Origin of the sequence: Pelagicoccus enzymogenes (assembly GCF_014803405.1) — a bacterium.
Lineage (GTDB): Bacteria > Verrucomicrobiota > Verrucomicrobiia > Opitutales > Opitutaceae > Pelagicoccus > Pelagicoccus enzymogenes.
Genome location: NZ_JACYFG010000036.1, coordinates 1 through 17,237 on the forward strand (window position 1 = coordinate 1; position 17,237 = coordinate 17,237).

The window sequence follows — 17,237 nt, forward strand, 5'->3', positions numbered from 1 at the left end:
TGTTTAGCGCAAGGACATAGTTAACACATGTTAAGGTACATGGTTAACGCTTTTCAGGTGGGCTTCTTGCTCCCCCTGGACGCCTAGGCGTCCAGGGGGAGCAAGAAGCGCGTTGTAGTTGTTTCTAGGCTTGGTCGCGCGGCTCAGGTCGATCATCCCCAAGCTTTTCCAGCAGTAGAAAACTTCCCAGCGAAGATCGTCGAACTGGTTTATCGCCACGCTTTCCCCGATGAAGGCCCTTCCGATGAAGAAGCTGCGTCCCTTGAACATCAGGTCGCCTTTGCTCTTCACCTTGCGCACCTGCTCGGCCTCGCCGTAGAAGCTCAGGCAGTGGGGTATGGTCGCGGGCAAGGCTCGCTCCGAGGCGCGGTAGCGGTCGGCGGGGCAGTCGAGATCGAGCGAGCGGTGCGGGCGGACGTGGTTGTAGGTCTCGCGAAACCGGGCGAACTCCCGGTCGCAATGCTCGAGGTCGCGCCACAGCGTGGTCCTGCCCAGCAGCTCGTGCTTGAGGGTCTGGTGGAAGCGTTCCTCCTTGCCTTGCGTCTGGGGGTGCAGGGGGCGGCCGTGGATCGTCTCCACCCCCAGGCGCAGCAGCCAGGCCTCCAGCTCGCTGGCCGCCCCGAACCCCCGCCCCCAGGGCGAACCGTTGTCGCAGAGGATGGCCCAAGGCAGCCCGTACTTGCCGAAGCATGACAGCAGGCATTCCTGCACCGTGGAGGTCCTCTCGTCCTCGCAGGCCTTGAGGATGAGGTTGAAGCGGGAGTGGTCGTCGCAGGCGGTGAGCGGGTGGCAGCGCTTCGACCCGGCCATCTCGAAGTGCCCCTTGAAGTCCATCTGCCAAAGCTCGTTGGGCTGCGAACGCTCGAAGCTCCTGGGCGCCACGCACGGGCGAGAGCCTTGGCCGAGCAAGCCGGCGCGGCGGATGATGTTGTGCACGGTGGTCGCCGAGGGAAGCTCCTTTTCCCCGGCGTTTTGCAGCAGGCGGCGCAGCTTGCGCGCTCCCCAGCAGTCGTGCTTGCGGCGAAGCTCCAAGACCTTCCTCTCCACCTCGGGGCAGCTCTTGTTGGGCTGCCCCGCCGGCCGACGCGAGCGGTCCTCCAGACCAGGCAAGCCTTCCTTGCGGTAGCGCTCCAGCCACTTGTAGGCAGTCGGCGGGCTTATGCCGAAACGGCGGATCAGCTCGCGTTTGTTCGCTCCAGGCTTCGATGCCAGGAAGACGAAATCTCTTCTTTGGGTTATCTTATCGGTCTCCATCCACGGCATACAGAAGTGTTAACCATGTCTGTTAACACCTGTTAACCATGTATCTTGACCAGACACTCGCGGCACGCCGCATCGGCAGGATCAGTCCCTGCTGCACGCCTTTGACCCGCGTCCGCATTGCAAGAGCAACCCAACATTCCCATTAGACAAAACGCAGCCTCTAGCTACACTGGATCTCCATGCCCCACCACGACCTCCAGTGGATCCTCGAACACGGAAAGCTCAGGCTGACCACACCGCCCGTTCTCTACCACTGCGAGCCCATCTGGAGCTGGAACGTCGATTCCCTTCCCGAGCACGCCCTCCTTCTTATCCTAGAAGGCCGCGGACAGCTCATCGTCAACGGCGCCGCTTCCGATCTCCGCCAAGGCATTTGCTATTTCCTGAAACCAGGATCCAAAGTCGCGGCCCAGCAAAACCCTTCCTATCCGCTCTTCCTCTTTCTCGCTCGCTTTGACATTCTGGATACAAACGGAAAGCTCGCCGCCCTCCCTCCAGGCGAGCGGCCCTTCCACAGCGTATTCATCCGTAAAGTACGCAGCCTAGAAACCTTGGCGGAATTGGTCGTCAGCCATCGGACTAACGACCCGCTCTTCCAGGATGCCATCAACATGCTCATCCGCCTCTTGGTGGAAGAGGCCGCCCGTCACGCTGGCGACTTCGACTCGAACGCTTGCGAAGCGCTTCACGCCATCGAGAACGATCTCGCACGCAAATGGACCGTTGCCGCACTCGCCAAAGAAGCCCAAATGCCTCGAGGAGCCTTCGCTCGCTCCTTCCGCCGCATGATGAACGAGCCGCCCATTCACTACGTCATCCGCCGCCGCATGGAAGAGGCCAAACGGCAGATCCAGCAGTCCTCCCTCTCCATCGAAGAAATCGCCATCAACCTCGGCTACAGCGATCTGAGCTTTTTTAGGAAACTGTTCCTCGAGCGAATCGGTTATCCCGTTGAATCGATCCGCGAAAACCGTGAATTTTAAGCACATCGGGAATCCGATCGAAATTTTCTATAGCCTCTATTTATCGCTATTTCCGCACAATCGCCGCTGTTTTCTTGATGCTTTCCGCTTCAACCCCTTTAAAAACCTGAAACTATGAGCGAAAACGCAGTACTTCTCGTAAATCTTGGATCGCCAGACTCGACATCCACCGCGGATGTTCGCCGCTACCTCAAGGAATTCCTCTCCGACGACCGCGTTCTCGACACCTGGAAACCGCTTCAACAGTTCGTCTTGAACTGCTTCATCCTCCCGACCCGTCCCAAACGATCGGCTGAAGCCTACCAGAAAGTTTGGACCGAGGAAGGCTCGCCGCTGATCGTGACCAGCAAGAACTTACAAAAGCTTCTGCAAGAGAAGATCGAGCCCACCGTCGAGCTCGCCATGCGCTACGGAAGCCCCTCCATTCCCGAGGCCATCGATCGCATGAAAGCCAACGGAGTGAAAAACGTTTTCCTCGTTCCCCTGTATCCGCACTACGCCATGTCCAGCTACGAGACTGTCGTCGTCAAGGTCATGGAAGAGGTCGCCGCTAAGGCTCCGGAGATGAAAGTGACCACTCAGCAACCTTTCTACAACGACCCTGCCTATATCGAAGCCCTCTACAAAAGCGCGAAACCGTATCTAGAGGACGAATACGACCATTTGCTGTTCTCTTACCATGGCATTCCCGAGCGGCACCTCAACAAAGCCGACTCCTCAAAAGCGCATTGCAACGTCGTCAAGGACTGCTGTACCACCTGCAGCCCAGCGCACAGCACCTGCTACAAGCACCAGTGCGTCAAAACCACCGAGCTCTTCGTAAAGCGAGCCGGCATTCCTGAAGGGAAATGGTCCATATCCTTCCAGTCCCGTCTCGGCCGCGAGCCCTGGCTCACTCCCTATACCGACCACGTCTTGGAGGAACTTCCCGAGAAGGGCAAAAAGAAGCTTGTCGTCATGACTCCTGCCTTCGTCTCCGATTGCCTGGAAACGCTCGAAGAAATCGCCATGGAAGGAAAAGAGGAATTCCTCGAAGCCGGAGGCGAGAAATTTACCGCTGTTCCCTGCATGAACGAGCACCCCGCTTGGATACAGTTCATGGCCGACAAGTCCCTGGAATGGCTAAATCAGTAGGAGCGAGCTCGCTCGCGATCCCGCCACCCAAATACACCAACCGAATCGCGAGCAAGCTCGCTCCTACCCCAACACCTTCTCCACCGCTTCGATCACCGGTATCCTACCTTCGGATACACTACGTTCCAGCTCTGCAAAGGTTTCGTCAACCGCTTGTCTCCGGTAGAACGAGTCCAACACACGCTGCTCCAGCAAGGTGCGAAACCACTTCGCATTTTGCTTGGCCCGAATGGACTCAAAACGGTTCTCGACTTTCAGCTTTTCGCAAAAGGCCTGCACCATTTCCCAAACGTCCCAGACGCCGGTTCCTTCCAGTCCTGAACAGCAAACCGCCTTGGGCTCCCAGCCTTCGGTAAAGGGATGCAGGTGATGAAGCACCCGCGCATATTCGCCGCGAGCGACTTTGGTGCGGCCCACATTATCTCCGTCGGACTTGTTGACCACGATGGCGTCCGCCATCTCGATCACGCCCTTCTTGATCCCTTGCAGCTCGTCGCCCGCTCCTGCCAATTGCAGCAAGAGAAAGAAATCCACCATGGAACGCACCGCAATCTCGCTTTGGCCAACACCTACCGTCTCCACGAAGATCACCTTGTATCCAGCGGCTTCACACAAGATGATCGACTCGCGCGTTTTCGCTGCCACGCCACCTAGCGTTTTTCCGGCAGGTGACGGGCGAATGAACGCCCGTTCGTCCCGGCAAAGCTTTTCCATGCGCGTCTTGTCGCCCAGAATGCTACCACCCGTCACTGAACTGCTAGGGTCCACAGCAAGTACCGCAATTCGCTTGTCCGCTTCGCAGAGCAACTTGCCGATACATTCCAAAAACTGGCTTTTGCCTGCTCCCGGAATTCCGGTGATGCCGATCCGAATCGAATCTCCAGAGTGAGGCAAACAACGACGCAACAGCTCGCGAGCGATCTCTTGATGCCGCGGCGCCTCGCTCTCTACGCAAGTGATACCGCGGGCCAAAGCTGTTCGGTTGCCCGCCAGAATGCCTTCTGAGAGCTGCTCCACGTCGAGTGGAGCTCTCCGCGGCTTGCGCACGACCTTGATCGCGGGCGAGGATTCGACCTTACCGGCCATCACCTCACCCGCAAATTTGGTCTTGTCGGCGTCGCTTGGATGCCACTCTGGCGCACGGGTCTTGCCCTGCTCGCTCATACTGCCTCTTCGAAGGTCTCGACAAGAGCTTCGAGAATCTTCTTGGCCGACTCTGGGATAATCGTGCCAGGCCCAAAGATGGCGCTCGCGCCGTTCTCATAGAGGTAGTCGTAGTCCTGAGCAGGGATAACTCCGCCACAAACGACCAGAATGTCTTCGCGGCCATGAGCCTTGAGAGCTTTCACCAACATGGGCAACAAGGTCTTGTGCCCCGCGGCCAAGGAACTCATCGCGAGCACGTGAACGTCGTTCTCCACCGCTTGACGTGCAGCTTCTTCCGGAGTTTGGAAAAGCGGCCCAATGTCGACGTCGAATCCAAGATCTGCATACGCTGTCGATACAACCTTCGCGCCGCGGTCGTGTCCGTCTTGGCCGAGCTTTGCTACCATGATACGCGGACGCCGGCCTTCCAACTTCTCGAACTTTTCTACCAACTGTTTGACCTCATCCATAGAGTTGCCCTTTCCAAATTCCTTCGAGTAGACGCCTGAAATGGAGCGAATCTGGGCCTTGTAACGGCCAAAGGTCGCCTCCATCGCATCCGAGATTTCGCCGAGAGATGCACGAGCTTGCGCCGCTTCCACCGCGAGCCCAAGCAGGTTGCCTTCGCCTCCCGCCGCGCAGGCGGCCAAGGCATCGAGCGCTGCCTTGCACTTTGCCGCATCACGGTTCGCTCGCAGCGCCTCGAGACGCTTGATCTGCGAATCGCGTACCGCGGAGTTGTCGATATCGAGAATCTCTAGCGGATCTTCCTTTTCCAAGCGGAACTTGTTGAGTCCCACGATCGTCTCCGCGCCGCTGTCGATGCGCGCTTGGCGACGAGCTGCCGCCTCTTCGATACGAAGCTTGGGAATGCCCTCCTCGATCGCCTTCGTCATGCCGCCGAGCGACTCGATCTCCTCGATGTGAGCCCATGCTTTCTCCATCAAATCTTTGGTCAAGGACTCCACGTAGTAGCTGCCGCCCCAAGGGTCGATCACATTACAGATGCCGGTCTCCTCCTGCAGGAAAAGCTGGGTATTGCGAGCGATACGAGCGGAGAAATCCGTCGGCAGCGCAATGGCCTCGTCCAAGGCGTTTGTATGCAAACTTTGGGTATGTCCGCAAGCTGCTGCCAAAGCTTCGATCGCCGTGCGAGCAACGTTGTTGAAGGGGTCTTGCTCGGTCAGCGACCAACCGGAAGTCTGCGAGTGCGTACGCAAGGCAAGCGACTTCGGGTTCTTCGGGTTGAACTGCTTGACCAGCTTGGCCCAGAGCAGGCGAGCTGCTCGCATCTTGGCGACTTCCATGAAGAAGTTCTTACCGATCGCCCAGAAGAAGGAGAGCCGTGGAGCGAAGCTGTCGATGTCGAGCCCCGCGTCTACCCCCTTGCGCAAGTACTCAAGTCCGTCCGCCAGCGTATAGCCCATTTCCAAGTCTGCGGTGGCTCCCGCTTCTTGCATGTGGTAACCGGAGATAGAGATCGAATTGAAGCGTGGCATGTTCTTCGAAGTAAACTCGAAGATGTCGCCGATGATTTTCATGCTGGGAGCAGGCGGATAAATATAGGTGTTCCGTACCATGAACTCCTTCAAGATGTCGTTTTGGATCGTTCCGCTCAGTTGATCTAAGGTGCAACCTTGCTCCAACGCCGCTGCGATATAGAAGGCGAGAACCGGAATTACCGCCCCGTTCATCGTCATGGATACGGAAACTTGGTCCAATGGGATCTTGTCGAAAAGGATCTTCATGTCCTCTACCGAGTCGATCGCAACACCGGCCTTGCCCACGTCACCAGAAACTCGCGGGTGGTCGCTGTCGTAGCCGCGGTGCGTCGCCAGGTCGAACGCCACGGAGAGGCCTTGCTGCCCTGCAGCAATGTTGCGGCGGTAGAACGCATTCGACTCTTCCGCCGTTGAAAATCCCGCGTACTGACGCACCGTCCACGGACGGAAGACGTACATCGTCGCGTAGGGCCCACGTAAGAAAGGAGCCAAACCGGCCGTGAAGCCGAGATGCGTCATACCCTCGCAATCCACTTTCGTGTAGAGCGGCTTTACCGGAATCCGCTCCATGGTCTCGTGAGACGTTTCGTGTGGAGTCTTGCCGCTTTCCGCCTTGAAAGCCGCTTTCCAATTCGAGCCCTGCGCGTCGGTCTCGTTCGCCTCGTAAGCAAGCGTAGAGAAATCTACTGTTTTCATTGTATAAATTTTTTAATTACAGAACACCAAGCCATTCGAGATGGGCTTTATTCACTTCGTAGTTGTTCGACTTCACGAAAATGTAGTCGTCTAAACCTGCTTCCTTGAACGTCGCCAGATTGTCTCCGGGAAAGCCCGCTAAGAGCAGCGTCATATCGGGTGCCGCTTTCTTAAGAGCCGATGCTAGCTCAGGTACCTTTTCGACATAGTCCGGATCCGTACCGCACATGACGGCAATTCGGGCGCCTGACCTGATAAAGTCCTTAACTCCTGTATCGACGTCTTCGATACCAGATCCGTAGATACATTCGAATCCACCTGCCGCAAAAAAGGAGCGGGTGAAGTCGGCCCGTATCTTGTGTTTCTTCAACGGCCCTAGATTCGCGAGAAAAATTTGTGGAGCCGTACCTGTCTTTTCCTTGTACTTAGCCGCTGCTGCCCGCAACGCTTCGTAGCGCTGAGCAAGGCGCCAGCTCGGTAGCGGCGTATCCAAAATCTCTTCAACAGCATCGGAACGGAAGAGCTTGGTAACGCATCCAACGGTCGCTCCCTTAGCGATCGCATCGATCAAGAAGACAATCTTCTCACCTTCCGGCGTATCCTCATAAGCCTTACGAACTGCGGCGCAGTCGTTCTCCTGGCGACGCGACTTGGCCGCGTTGCGGGCCTTGTCCTTAAAAGCTGGATTCGTGACAACCCGAGCCTCCAGGGGCTTTTCTTCGAGATTTGGATACTGGTTGGTTCCGATCAGGCTAGCACGACGTTGTCCTAACATGCTTTCGCGGGAGGCTCGCGTGGCGGCGAGCGTCTCCTGCCATTTTCCTGACTTGAGGGAGGCCACTATTCCGCCCTCCTTTTCCAAGTTTTGGAATGCCGCCCAGGCTTTTTTGGCTAGCTCGTCGGTGAGAGAGTCGATGTACCAAGAGCCACCCGCAGGATCGATCACATGTGTGAGTTCGCACTCTTCCTGCAAAATCACCTGCAAGTTGCGCGCAAGGCGACGAGAGAAGTCGTCCGGCAAACGCACCGTCTCGTCGAAACAGCCCACGCATATGCTCGAAGCTCCACCTACCACTGCCGAAAAGGCCTCCGTCGTGGTTCGCAACATGTTCACGTAAGGATCGAGCTGGGTCTTGTTCGCCATGCCAGTGCGAGCATGGATCTTCATACGGCACGCTTCTGGCCCCCCTCCCAGTTCTTTGACGACTCGAGCCCACAGCATGCGAGCAACCTTGAACTTAGCGATCTCCATGAAGAAATTACCGCCAATCGACAAGGTGAAACGCAACTGACCCGCCGCCTCGTCTACAGAAATGCCACGCGCATCCATAGCCCTCAGATAAGCGACTCCTGTGGAGAGTACGCTGGCCAGTTCTTCCGTAGCGCTAGCTCCAGCGCCGTGATAAGGGATGCCGCTGATACCGGCTGCGGAGAAGTCGGGAGCATTTTGGGCATTATGCCTCACCAGCAAAGCCAACTCATCCAACAAGGCATCCAAGGAAGCAGGCAACTTTCCGCGAGCAGCCAAGACTCCGTAAGGGTCCATGTTGAGGCCCCCCTTCACCTGCGCCGTATCCAATCCCTGTTCCTTCAACCAAGCGTTGAAAAGGGCCTGCGTGCTAAGTCCCGCGCATCCAGATTGGAAATACACCGGAAGGTAGCCTGCCTTCACGCCATTGAGAGCCACCTTCAGATCGTCCAAGGTCGACAGGGAGAGACCACATTCGCCCACTTGCGCGTCCGTCGCCTGGTCAGGATCCAAGCCCAACTGCGAAGCAGAGTCCAGCAGCGCGTTCACCGCGCTCTGTCCCGCGTTCAAATCCTTCAAGAGCGCCTCGTTGAAAACCTGTGGATCCCCATAAGGCTGCTCCTGGGCGATCTCCCAAGGACTGCCGAGGTAACCGCTAGGATTCGCCCCACGAGCGAAATTGCCCTCCCCCGGCGCTTCCGTGGAAGTCACTCGCTCTGCGACATCCTCCTGGCGATAGATCGGCTGCAACACGATCCCCTCCGGAGTTTTCGTAAGCATACGCTTCTCGAAGGGAGCGCCCTTGAGCAACGCTTCCGCTGCCGCTCGCCACTCTTCGTAAGTTGCTTGTTTAAAATCTTTTAGAAGATCTTCGTTCGTTTCTGTGCTCATGTTGAAAAACCGATCAAGCGAGCCCTCCGGAGAAGCGACTTAGGACCTCCTCCACATACCTCAGGGCTCTCGCCTCAAAACTTTTAAATTAGTTAATGTGATACGTAAGAATGTTTGACTTTAGCATTTCTTATCGTCAAGTCTCAAATCATTACAAACCTATCATTAAATAATGATTCAGCAAATCGACCATATCGGAATCGCGGTGAAGGACCTGGAAAAGGCCTCCCGCTACTACGAAGAATCGCTCGGCCTCGAGCTCCACGGCACCGAAGTCGTCGCGTCCCAGAAGGTGAAAACCGCCTTTTTTGCGGCGGGGGACGTGCACATTGAGCTTCTGGAAGCAACCGATGCGGATAGTCCCATCGCCAAGTTCATAGAAAAGAAGGGTGAAGGGATCCACCACATCGCCTTCCGTACCGACAACATTGGCGGACAGCTCGACAAGGCCAAGGACAGCGGCTGCGCACTCATACACGAAGTGCCCATCGAGGGCGCGGGCGAAAAGCTAGTCGCCTTCCTCCACCCGAAATCGACTTTCGGCGTTCTCACCGAGTTTTGCATGAGCAAGCAGAGCTAAGCCCTCCCCACACCTATACCTGCTAAGTCATTTTAGAACCTTTTCTCTGAACATGAGTATCAACCCAAAATTGTTGGAAGACCTTTCCGCAAGGCGTAAGACCGCAGAGCTGGCGGGCGGAAAAGACAAATTGGAAAAGCGTAAAGCCAAGGGACAACTCTCGGCTCGCGAACGCCTCCAGGCTTTGTTTGACAACGGTGAGTTTCAGGAGTTCGGCCAACACGCGGCCCACACCTGCCACCGTTTCGGACTGAAGGACAAGAAGCTCCCAGGCGACGGTGTCGTCTGCGGGGCAGGCTTCGTCGACGGTCGCCCGGTTGCCGCCTTCAGCCAAGACTTCACGGTCGGCGGCGGCGCCCTCGGACGTATCCACTCCAAGAAGATCTGCGATCTGATGGACTATGCCCACGACACCGGCATTCCCGTCGTTTCCGTCAACGACTCCGGAGGAGCTCGTATCCAAGAAGGCGTGGATTCACTTTCTGGATACGGTCAGGTATTCTACAAGAACGTCTTCCTGTCGGGCGTGGTGCCCCAAGTCGCTATCATCGCCGGTCCCTGCGCTGGCGGAGCAGCCTATTCGCCCGCCCTCGCCGACTTCATCATCATGACGCAGAAGAACGCAAACATGTTCATCTGCGGGCCGGGAGTCATCAAGGCGGCAACCGGCGAGAACGCCTCGCTGGAGCAATTCGCAACCGCATCCGCCCACGCCTCCGTTGCAGGAAACATCCACATCGTAGCCGACGACGACAAGCATGCGATCGAGCTTTCCGCTGAGCTCCTCTCCTACCTGCCCAGCAACAACATCTCGGATCCCCCCCACCATTTGGACGCCGAGTGGGAAATCCCTCACGACCCACGCATGAACGAGGCCGTGCCCGACACCAACAAGATGCCACTCGATACCCACGAGGTCATCTCCTACTTGGTAGACGACGAGCACTTCTTTGAAATCATGCGCGATTTCGCTCCAAACCTCATTACCGGTTTCGCCCGCATCGGAGGCATCGTTGTCGGCATCATCGGAAACAACCCGAAGGTAAAGGCCGGCACCTTGGATATCGACTCCTCGGACAAGGGAGCCCGCTTCATCCGTACCTGTAATATCTACAATATCCCCATCGTTAACCTAGTCGATGTCCCCGGATTCATGCCAGGACTCGCTCAAGAGCGCGGCGGCATCATTCGCCACGGGGCCAAGATGCTGTTCGCCTACGCGTCAGCTACCGTGCCCAAGATCACCCTAATCATGCGCAAGGCTTATGGCGGAGCCTACCTCGCCATGTGCTCGTCTGACATGGGGGCTGACGTGGTCTACGCGTGGCCAACCGCAGAAATCGCCGTCATGGGGGCCGAAGGCGCAGTCGGAGTCCTCTTCAAGAAGGAAATCGCCGAAGCGGAGGATCCTGCCAAGCGCACGGCGGAACTGGTGGAAGAGTATCACGACGAATTCGCCTCTCCCTACCAAGCCGCTGCCAACGCCATGATCACGGATGTTATCGAGCCAGCTGAAACGCGATCAAAAATCGCTCAGGCCCTCCGCCTCACGCTCTCAAAGCGCGACACGCGGCCACCAAAGAAGCATGGCAACATCCCACTTTGATCGAGCCACTGGATAATTAAGCAGAAATGCACACCTTAAGGCTATGATGATTCCTACAATAGCAGCATTCGGGGCCAAGCCGACCGTAATGGAGAACGTCTCTTTCATAGTGATTGGCTTTCTCTTCGTACTGGTCGTCCTTGCGACCCTATCGATCGTAACCTCGCTAATCGGCGTTCTCTGTACCCGACTCATAAAAGAGCCGGAAACAAAGAAGTCGCCCCCCCCTGCCCCGGCTGCTCCCGTCGCGCCGAAGGCGCAAAGCGAGGGTATCGAAACCGAGGGAGACATACCCGAGCACATCATCGCGCTCATCGCTACCGCAACCCATGTCATCCTAAAAGGGCGCCCGCAACGAATCGTGAGCATCAAGGGAAGCGGGCAAGGCTGGGCCCAGGAAGGTCGACGCGAGATCTTCTCTTCCCACCGCGTTCGCTAGGAACGCGATTCGTATCCATAATTCAATACACACTTTAGACTATTTTCACAATGAAACACTTACGTATCACCATCGAAGGCAAAACCTACGACGTCGATGTCGAGATTCTCGGCGAAGAAAACGAGCCCGTTAAGCGCTCCTCAACTCAGGGTCGCTCCCGCCCGGCGGCTGTCGCCGCTCCCGTAGCAGCAGCGCCCGCCGCTCCCGCGCCTGCGGCCGGCTCGGCTCCCGCAGCCGCTGGAGACGTTCCCAGCCCGCTCTCCGGAAAGGTCGTTTCCGTAGACGTAAAGGTGGGAGACAGCGTCGCAGCTGGCGATCAGGTCGTCACCCTCGAGGCCATGAAGATGAATACCATCGTGAGCGCCCCCACGAGCGGCACCGTAACTGCGATCCACGTGAGCGACGGTCAATCGGTCGACGAAGGCGGAGCGCTTCTCACCCTCTCATAGCCGGGCCGACCCGAGAACCTTTCACCCTAATGCTATGAAGCAAATCGAAGAGCTATTCTACCAAACAGGATTCTTCGCTCTCGAGTGGCGCATGATCGTCATGTGGCTCGTAGCGGCAGTGCTGCTCTACCTCGCGGTCTTCAAGAAGTTCGAGCCCTTGCTGCTCGTGCCGATCGCGTTCGGAGCCCTGCTCGCTAACTTGCCCACCCAAAACATGGTCAACCCGCCCGCCGGGCCCATCCTCAGTCCCGTAAACGGCACCGTGGTCATCTCCACCGTGGAACTCGGACAGAAGATAACCATGCCAGCGGTGGCGCACGAGATGCCGAACCTAGTCGGCAAATTGAAGGAGAAGACGGAGGCCCAAGCTCTCCTGCTCGACCAATTCGCAAAAGCGGAAACCGACGGGCAAACCCTTCTCTTCGTCATTCGTCCCGAACGCGAGCAGGCATTCGCCGTCCTGCCCGAGTACGCCGAAATCGAAGTCGTGATCAATGAAGTTCCCGTCGCCATTCGCTCGACCGACCACCTGGTCTGGGCCAATGCCTCGGGCAGCATCGCTGAGCTCAAGGCGACGGAAGGGGATACCGTAGTACAAGGCGCCCAACTGACGCAGGTGCACAGCGCCCATACAGGCGGCTTCTTCCACTACATCTCCTTGGGCATTATCCTAGAGCTCTTCCCTCCCTTGATCTTCCTGGGAGTTGGGGCCCTCACCGACTTCGGTCCACTCATCGCCAACCCTCGCACCCTCTTGCTCGGAGCAGCCGCCCAATTCGGAGTGTTCGCGACCTATGCGGGAGCGATGGCGATGGGAATCTTCAATTCCAGCCAAGCGGCGGCGATCGGTATCATCGGCGGGGCCGACGGACCCACGTCCATTTTTCTAGCGAACAGCTTGGCGCCTGAATTATTGGCGCCTATCGCAGTCGCCGCCTACAGCTACATGGCCTTGGTGCCCGTGATCCAGCCGCCAATAATGCGGGCGTTGACAACGAAAAATGAGCGTAAGATCCGCATGAAGAGCCTTCGCAAAGTGTCCCGCTTGGAGAAGCTTATCTTCGCCTTGGTTGTAGTTATATTCTGCATACTTCTCGTGCCAGCGGCTTCACCGCTTATAGGATTGCTCCTGCTCGGAAACTTCCTCCGCGAATGCGGAGTGACCGAGCGACTCTCCAAGGCCGCCCAAAACGAACTGATCAACGTGATCACGATCTTTTTGGGAACCAGCGTTGGTATAACCATGACAGGCGACCGATTCCTGAGAACGGAAACCCTCGCCATTCTGGCACTCGGCATCGTGGCTTTCGGCATCGCGACTTCCTCCGGCGTGCTGATGGCGAAGCTCATGAACCTGTTCTCCAAGAACAAGATCAACCCGCTCATCGGTTCCGCTGGAGTTTCCGCGGTGCCCATGGCTGCTCGCGTAAGTCAGGTAGAGGGCCAGAAGGCCGACTCCGGAAACTTCCTCCTCATGCACGCCATGGGACCCAACGTGGCCGGCGTCATCGGTACAGCACTAGTTGCTGGCTATTTTATGACCGTCATGGGCGGCGCGCACTAGGCCCCTCCCACTTGCTGGTTCAACTCCCTTAAAAGTCCGCGCGGCTCGACCGCGCGGCATCCATTACCAGAGATAGAAATGAAGAAGCTCAAAGAACTCACCCCAGAGGAAGCAGCTAGTTATATTACAAATGGTATGACGGTTGGCTTCAGCGGATTCACGCCGGCAGGCGCCGCTAAAGTCGTCCCCAAAGCCATCGCAAAATTCGCCAACGACGAGCACAACTCCGGACGCCCCTTCAAGATCGGCGTCATCACGGGAGCCTCCACAGGAGATTCCCTCGACGGCGAGCTCGCTCGAGCCGACGCAGTCGCCTGGCGTACACCTTACCAATCGGACAAGTTCCTCCGAAAGAACATCAATATCGGCAAGACCAAGTTCTTCGACATGCACCTTTCCCAGCTACCGCAGAACCTGCGCTACGGTTTTCTGGGAAAAGTTGACGTGGCCGTAATCGAAGCCAGCGAAGTTCAAGCCGACGGCAAGATCATCCTGACGACCTCCGTAGGAGCTTCGCCAACGCTCGCCCGCGTCGCTGAAAAGGTTATCATAGAGCTCAATACCTCACATCAGGAATCGCTCTACGGCTTGCACGACATCTACGAGCCGCTCGATCCGCCACACCGCCGCCCTATCAACCTTTGCCGCTGCGACGGACGTATCGGCACTGAATACGTCCAACTCGATCCCAACAAAATCGTAGGCGTGGTGGCGTCCCGACAACCGGACGAGATCGGAGGCTTCCGCGATTCGGACGAGACAACCATGAAGATCGGCGAAAACGTCGCTACCTTCCTCGCCAGCGAAATGCGTTCCGGCCGCATTCCCTCTGAGTTCCTTCCCATCCAGTCGGGCGTGGGAAACATCGCCAACGCGGTCCTGGGAGCCCTCGGAGACAACGACGAGATTCCGAGTTTCGAGATGTACTCAGAAGTCATCCAAGACTCCGTCATCTCTCTGATGAAAGAGGACAAGATCAAGTTCGCCAGCGCGACCTCCCTCACCCTAAGCCCCGAGGTCCTCAAGCAAACCTACGACAATTACGAGTACTTCAAGCGTCGGCTTCTGCTGCGTCCGCAAGAAATTTCCAACAATCCGGAAATCATTCGCCGGCTCGGTATCATCTCTATCAATACAGCGATAGAAGTAGACCTTTTCGGCAACGTGAACAGCACCCACGTGATGGGTAAGGAGATGATGAACGGTATCGGCGGTTCGGGCGACTTCACCCGCAATGCCTACATCTCGATCTTCACCTGCCCTTCGATCGCCAAGGGAGGAGCCATCAGCACCATCGTTCCCTTCGTGAGTCACCTCGACCACAGCGAACACAGCGTTCAGGTCCTTATCACCGAGCAAGGCATCGCCGACCTCCGTTCAAAGGACCCGCAAGATCGCGCCACGGCAATCATCAACAATTGCGTCCACCCTGAATATCGCCCGCAGCTGCTGGACTACTTCCAAAGCTTCAAAGGCGGACACACCCCGCAGACCTTGAAGACCGCCTTCCAGATGCACGAGCGTTTCTTGGAGTTCAAGGACATGCGCGGACCGCAGGTCCCCGCCTGATACAGGTTCCTCGGGCCCCCAAAAGGCCCTTTCCGCCATTGGGCAGCATTTCGCAAGGGATGCTGCCCCTTTTTGGTCTCGTAGCGCTGAGCTTTAGCCAGCGTACAGCCTTGCAGGAGCCATTCCTCGGGGACGCTGGCTAAAGCTCAGCGCTACTAAAAAAAAGCCGCCCAAACTTGGGCGGCTTCAGTAAAGTATTAGCTTATCAACTACGCTGCGTCTTGCTTGGACTCAGACTTCTTGAAAACAGGCTTCTTCTTTCCGAGAACCACGTCGCGGCTGATAACAACCTCGTCAATATCGTCGCGATCTGGGATTTCGTACATGATTTCCAAGGTCAAGTTCTCCATGATGGATCGCAACGCGCGCGCTCCGGTGCGCAGCTCGATTGCCTTTTCCGCAACCGCTTTCACAGCGCCCGCAGTCAGGTTCAACTTGACCCCGTCGATTGCGAAGAGCTTGGAGTACTGCTTCACGATCGAGTTCTTCGTGTTGAGAAGGATGTTCTCCAAGTCTTCCACGCTGAGCTGCTCAAGAACGGAGACCACAGGAAGACGACCGATAAATTCCGGAATCATGCCAAACTTTACCAAGTCCTCCGGCTCGATTTTCTTCATGACGTCTTCCCCCGTAAGGGCTTCCTTCTTGCCAGCCCCGAAACCAAGGGTAGAGCCGCCGGAGCGCTTCTGGATCACCTCGTCGAGGCCAACAAAAGCGCCTCCGCAGATGAAAAGGATCTTCGACGTGTCTACCTGTATGTACTCCTGATTCGGGTGCTTGCGTCCGCCTTGCGGTGGAACGTTGCAGGTAGTCCCCTCTAAAATCTTGAGTAGCGCCTGCTGTACCCCTTCACCGGATACGTCACGCGTAATTGAAACGTTCTCGGTCTTGCGGCCGATCTTGTCGATTTCGTCGACGTAGATAATCCCGCACTCGGCGCGCTTCACGTCATAGTTGGCAGATTGAAGGAGACGTAATACGATGTTTTCCACGTCATCGCCCACATAACCCGCTTCCGTCAGCGTAGTCGCGTCAGCGATCGCAAACGGCACATCCAAGATGCGAGCCAGGTTACGAGCGAGGAAGGTCTTGCCGGAACCGGTGGGCCCCACCAGAAGGATATTGCTCTTATCCACTTCGATGTCCGCGTATTCGGACGGAGGCGCCGCGATAACCGCTTCTTCGTCGCCTTCTCCCTTGCCAGCCTTGCCCACCTCGAAGCCAAGGCGCTTGTAATGGTTGTAGACCGCGACAGAGAGGACCTTCTTGGCATGGTCTTGTCCGATGACATGCTGATCGAGAACCGCCTTGATCTCGGTTGGCTTGATCAGCTTGAAGGCTGGCTTTTCTTCGTCCGTCTTCTCGTCACCGCCGAGCTCGCGCTCGATGATCGTCTTGCATACCGACACGCAAGCGTCGCAGATATAAACGCCGGGACCGGCGATCATTTTGCGTACCTCCGACTGCGATTTTCCGCAGAAGGAGCAGAGTGTCATGCGTGAGGATTTTGCCATCTATAAGGTGCTACTTGTCAGCCTTGGGATTGTTTCCAGTGTAAACGTGGTCGATCACACCGTAGTCGAGAGCCTCTTGGGAGGTCATCCAGTAGTCTCGGTCCGAATCCTTCTGGATACGTTCGACAGACTGGCCAGTTTTCTCAGCCAGCACCCCATTCAACGTTTCGCGCCAACGAATGATTTCCTTGGCCTGGATGGAGATGTCGGAGGCTTGGCCTCCCGCTCCGCCCGATGGCTGGTGGATCATCACTCGGCTGTTCGGCAAGGCATAACGCTTACCCTTAGTACCGCCTGCCAGCAGGATCGTCCCCATGCTGGCCGCCATTCCAATACACCACGTCGAGATTTCACAGGACAGGAAGTTCATCGTGTCGTAAATCGCCATTCCTGCCGTGACGCTGCCGCCCGGGGAGTTGATGTACACGTTGATGTCCTTCTTGGGATCCTCCATCTGGAGGAAAAGCAGCTGAGCGATAATGGCGTTCGCAATCTCGTCATTGATGGGCGTACCGATAAAAACGATACGGTCCTTCAGAAGACGGGAGTAAATGTCCATGCTGCGCTCGCCGCGGCCGGTGTTCTCAATAACGTTTGGTAAGTAGTAAGACACGTTGGGTAATATAATTGTAAGCGTATTGACACCTAGCTA

General features: G+C 56.8%; 14 protein-coding genes. 8 read left to right on the forward strand and 6 right to left on the reverse strand.

The features are described from left to right. Positions 1–30: 30 nt before the first annotated feature. The gene (locus IEN85_RS12345; protein ID WP_191617113.1) at positions 31–1,263 is read right to left on the reverse strand and encodes an IS481 family transposase; all 1,233 of its coding nucleotides are present in this window, start codon (positions 1,261–1,263) and stop codon (positions 31–33) included. A 179-nt stretch (positions 1,264–1,442) separates the two neighbouring features. Between IEN85_RS12345 and IEN85_RS12350 the strand changes: the two genes are divergently transcribed. Together IEN85_RS12350 and hemH are read left to right on the forward strand one after the other, a co-directional pair. Beyond that, a complete protein-coding gene (locus IEN85_RS12350; protein WP_191617397.1) occupies positions 1,443–2,246 on the forward strand; it encodes a helix-turn-helix domain-containing protein in 804 nt (267 codons plus the stop codon). A gap of 114 nt (positions 2,247–2,360) precedes the next feature. Then, positions 2,361–3,380: a ferrochelatase gene (gene hemH, locus IEN85_RS12355; protein ID WP_191617398.1), complete on the forward strand. Its 1,020-nt coding sequence runs from the start codon at positions 2,361–2,363 to the stop codon at positions 3,378–3,380. Positions 3,381–3,443: 63 nt separating this feature from the next. Here hemH and meaB read toward each other — a convergent pair whose 3' ends face one another. The 3 genes from meaB to IEN85_RS12370 are packed head-to-tail and all read right to left on the reverse strand — an operon-like array spanning position 3,444 to position 8,864. Next, the gene (gene meaB / locus IEN85_RS12360) at positions 3,444–4,544 is read right to left on the reverse strand and encodes a methylmalonyl Co-A mutase-associated GTPase MeaB (RefSeq protein WP_191617399.1); all 1,101 of its coding nucleotides are present in this window, start codon (positions 4,542–4,544) and stop codon (positions 3,444–3,446) included. Continuing rightward, a complete protein-coding gene (gene scpA, locus IEN85_RS12365) occupies positions 4,541–6,724 on the reverse strand; it encodes a methylmalonyl-CoA mutase (protein WP_191617400.1) in 2,184 nt (727 codons plus the stop codon). The genes meaB and scpA overlap by 4 nt, the downstream gene beginning before the upstream one ends. Before the next feature lie 16 nt (positions 6,725–6,740). Next, positions 6,741–8,864 (reverse strand): methylmalonyl-CoA mutase family protein, encoded by a 2,124-nt coding sequence (locus IEN85_RS12370; RefSeq protein ID WP_191617401.1) that lies wholly within the window; start codon positions 8,862–8,864, stop codon positions 6,741–6,743. A 172-nt stretch (positions 8,865–9,036) separates the two neighbouring features. On the opposite strand from IEN85_RS12370, the gene mce reads away from it, so the two are divergent. The 6 genes from mce to IEN85_RS12400 all read left to right on the forward strand — a co-directional run bounded on the left by mce (position 9,037) and on the right by IEN85_RS12400 (position 15,071). Continuing rightward, positions 9,037–9,444 carry a methylmalonyl-CoA epimerase gene (mce, locus tag IEN85_RS12375; protein ID WP_191617402.1) on the forward strand — a complete coding sequence of 136 codons (408 nt, stop codon included), beginning with the start codon at positions 9,037–9,039 and terminating at the stop codon, positions 9,442–9,444. A gap of 52 nt (positions 9,445–9,496) precedes the next feature. Continuing rightward, positions 9,497–11,050, forward strand: coding sequence for an acyl-CoA carboxylase subunit beta (locus IEN85_RS12380; RefSeq protein ID WP_191617403.1), 1,554 nt, complete (start codon positions 9,497–9,499; stop codon positions 11,048–11,050). Between the two features lie 43 nt (positions 11,051–11,093). After that, entirely contained in the window at positions 11,094–11,489 is a 396-nt protein-coding gene (locus tag IEN85_RS12385) for an OadG family transporter subunit (RefSeq protein WP_191617404.1), read from the forward strand. Between the two features lie 50 nt (positions 11,490–11,539). Further along, positions 11,540–11,938: an acyl-CoA carboxylase biotin carboxyl carrier protein subunit gene (locus tag IEN85_RS12390; RefSeq protein WP_191617405.1), complete on the forward strand. Its 399-nt coding sequence runs from the start codon at positions 11,540–11,542 to the stop codon at positions 11,936–11,938. 100 nt (positions 11,939–12,038) lie between these two features. Further along, positions 12,039–13,502, forward strand: a complete 1,464-nt coding sequence (locus IEN85_RS12395) for a sodium ion-translocating decarboxylase subunit beta (protein ID WP_343222526.1) — start codon at positions 12,039–12,041, stop codon at positions 13,500–13,502. Positions 13,503–13,580: 78 nt separating this feature from the next. Beyond that, positions 13,581–15,071 carry a butyryl-CoA:acetate CoA transferase gene (locus IEN85_RS12400; protein WP_191617407.1) on the forward strand — a complete coding sequence of 497 codons (1,491 nt, stop codon included), beginning with the start codon at positions 13,581–13,583 and terminating at the stop codon, positions 15,069–15,071. Positions 15,072–15,280: 209 nt separating this feature from the next. Here the strand turns inward: IEN85_RS12400 and clpX are convergent, their stop codons facing one another. Together clpX and clpP are read right to left on the reverse strand one after the other, a co-directional pair. After that, positions 15,281–16,585 (reverse strand): ATP-dependent Clp protease ATP-binding subunit ClpX, encoded by a 1,305-nt coding sequence (gene clpX / locus IEN85_RS12405; protein ID WP_191617408.1) that lies wholly within the window; start codon positions 16,583–16,585, stop codon positions 15,281–15,283. Between the two features lie 10 nt (positions 16,586–16,595). Beyond that, positions 16,596–17,198 (reverse strand): ATP-dependent Clp endopeptidase proteolytic subunit ClpP, encoded by a 603-nt coding sequence (gene clpP / locus IEN85_RS12410; RefSeq protein ID WP_191617409.1) that lies wholly within the window; start codon positions 17,196–17,198, stop codon positions 16,596–16,598. Positions 17,199–17,237 lie beyond the last annotated feature (39 nt).

What these genes read in the sequence shown, in the direction of transcription:
- IEN85_RS12345 (WP_191617113.1), bottom strand. Translation starts at nt 1,263, where the DNA reads ATGCCGTGGATGGAGACCGATAAGATAACCCAAAGAAGAGATTTCGTC.
- IEN85_RS12350 (WP_191617397.1), top strand. Translation starts at nt 1,443, where the DNA reads ATGCCCCACCACGACCTCCAGTGGATCCTCGAACACGGAAAGCTCAGG.
- hemH (WP_191617398.1), top strand. Translation starts at nt 2,361, where the DNA reads ATGAGCGAAAACGCAGTACTTCTCGTAAATCTTGGATCGCCAGACTCG.
- meaB (WP_191617399.1), bottom strand. Translation starts at nt 4,544, where the DNA reads ATGAGCGAGCAGGGCAAGACCCGTGCGCCAGAGTGGCATCCAAGCGAC.
- scpA (WP_191617400.1), bottom strand. Translation starts at nt 6,724, where the DNA reads ATGAAAACAGTAGATTTCTCTACGCTTGCTTACGAGGCGAACGAGACC.
- IEN85_RS12370 (WP_191617401.1), bottom strand. Translation starts at nt 8,864, where the DNA reads ATGAGCACAGAAACGAACGAAGATCTTCTAAAAGATTTTAAACAAGCA.
- mce (WP_191617402.1), top strand. Translation starts at nt 9,037, where the DNA reads ATGATTCAGCAAATCGACCATATCGGAATCGCGGTGAAGGACCTGGAA.
- IEN85_RS12380 (WP_191617403.1), top strand. Translation starts at nt 9,497, where the DNA reads ATGAGTATCAACCCAAAATTGTTGGAAGACCTTTCCGCAAGGCGTAAG.
- IEN85_RS12385 (WP_191617404.1), top strand. Translation starts at nt 11,094, where the DNA reads ATGATGATTCCTACAATAGCAGCATTCGGGGCCAAGCCGACCGTAATG.
- IEN85_RS12390 (WP_191617405.1), top strand. Translation starts at nt 11,540, where the DNA reads ATGAAACACTTACGTATCACCATCGAAGGCAAAACCTACGACGTCGAT.
- IEN85_RS12395 (WP_343222526.1), top strand. Translation starts at nt 12,039, where the DNA reads ATGTGGCTCGTAGCGGCAGTGCTGCTCTACCTCGCGGTCTTCAAGAAG.
- IEN85_RS12400 (WP_191617407.1), top strand. Translation starts at nt 13,581, where the DNA reads ATGAAGAAGCTCAAAGAACTCACCCCAGAGGAAGCAGCTAGTTATATT.
- clpX (WP_191617408.1), bottom strand. Translation starts at nt 16,585, where the DNA reads ATGGCAAAATCCTCACGCATGACACTCTGCTCCTTCTGCGGAAAATCG.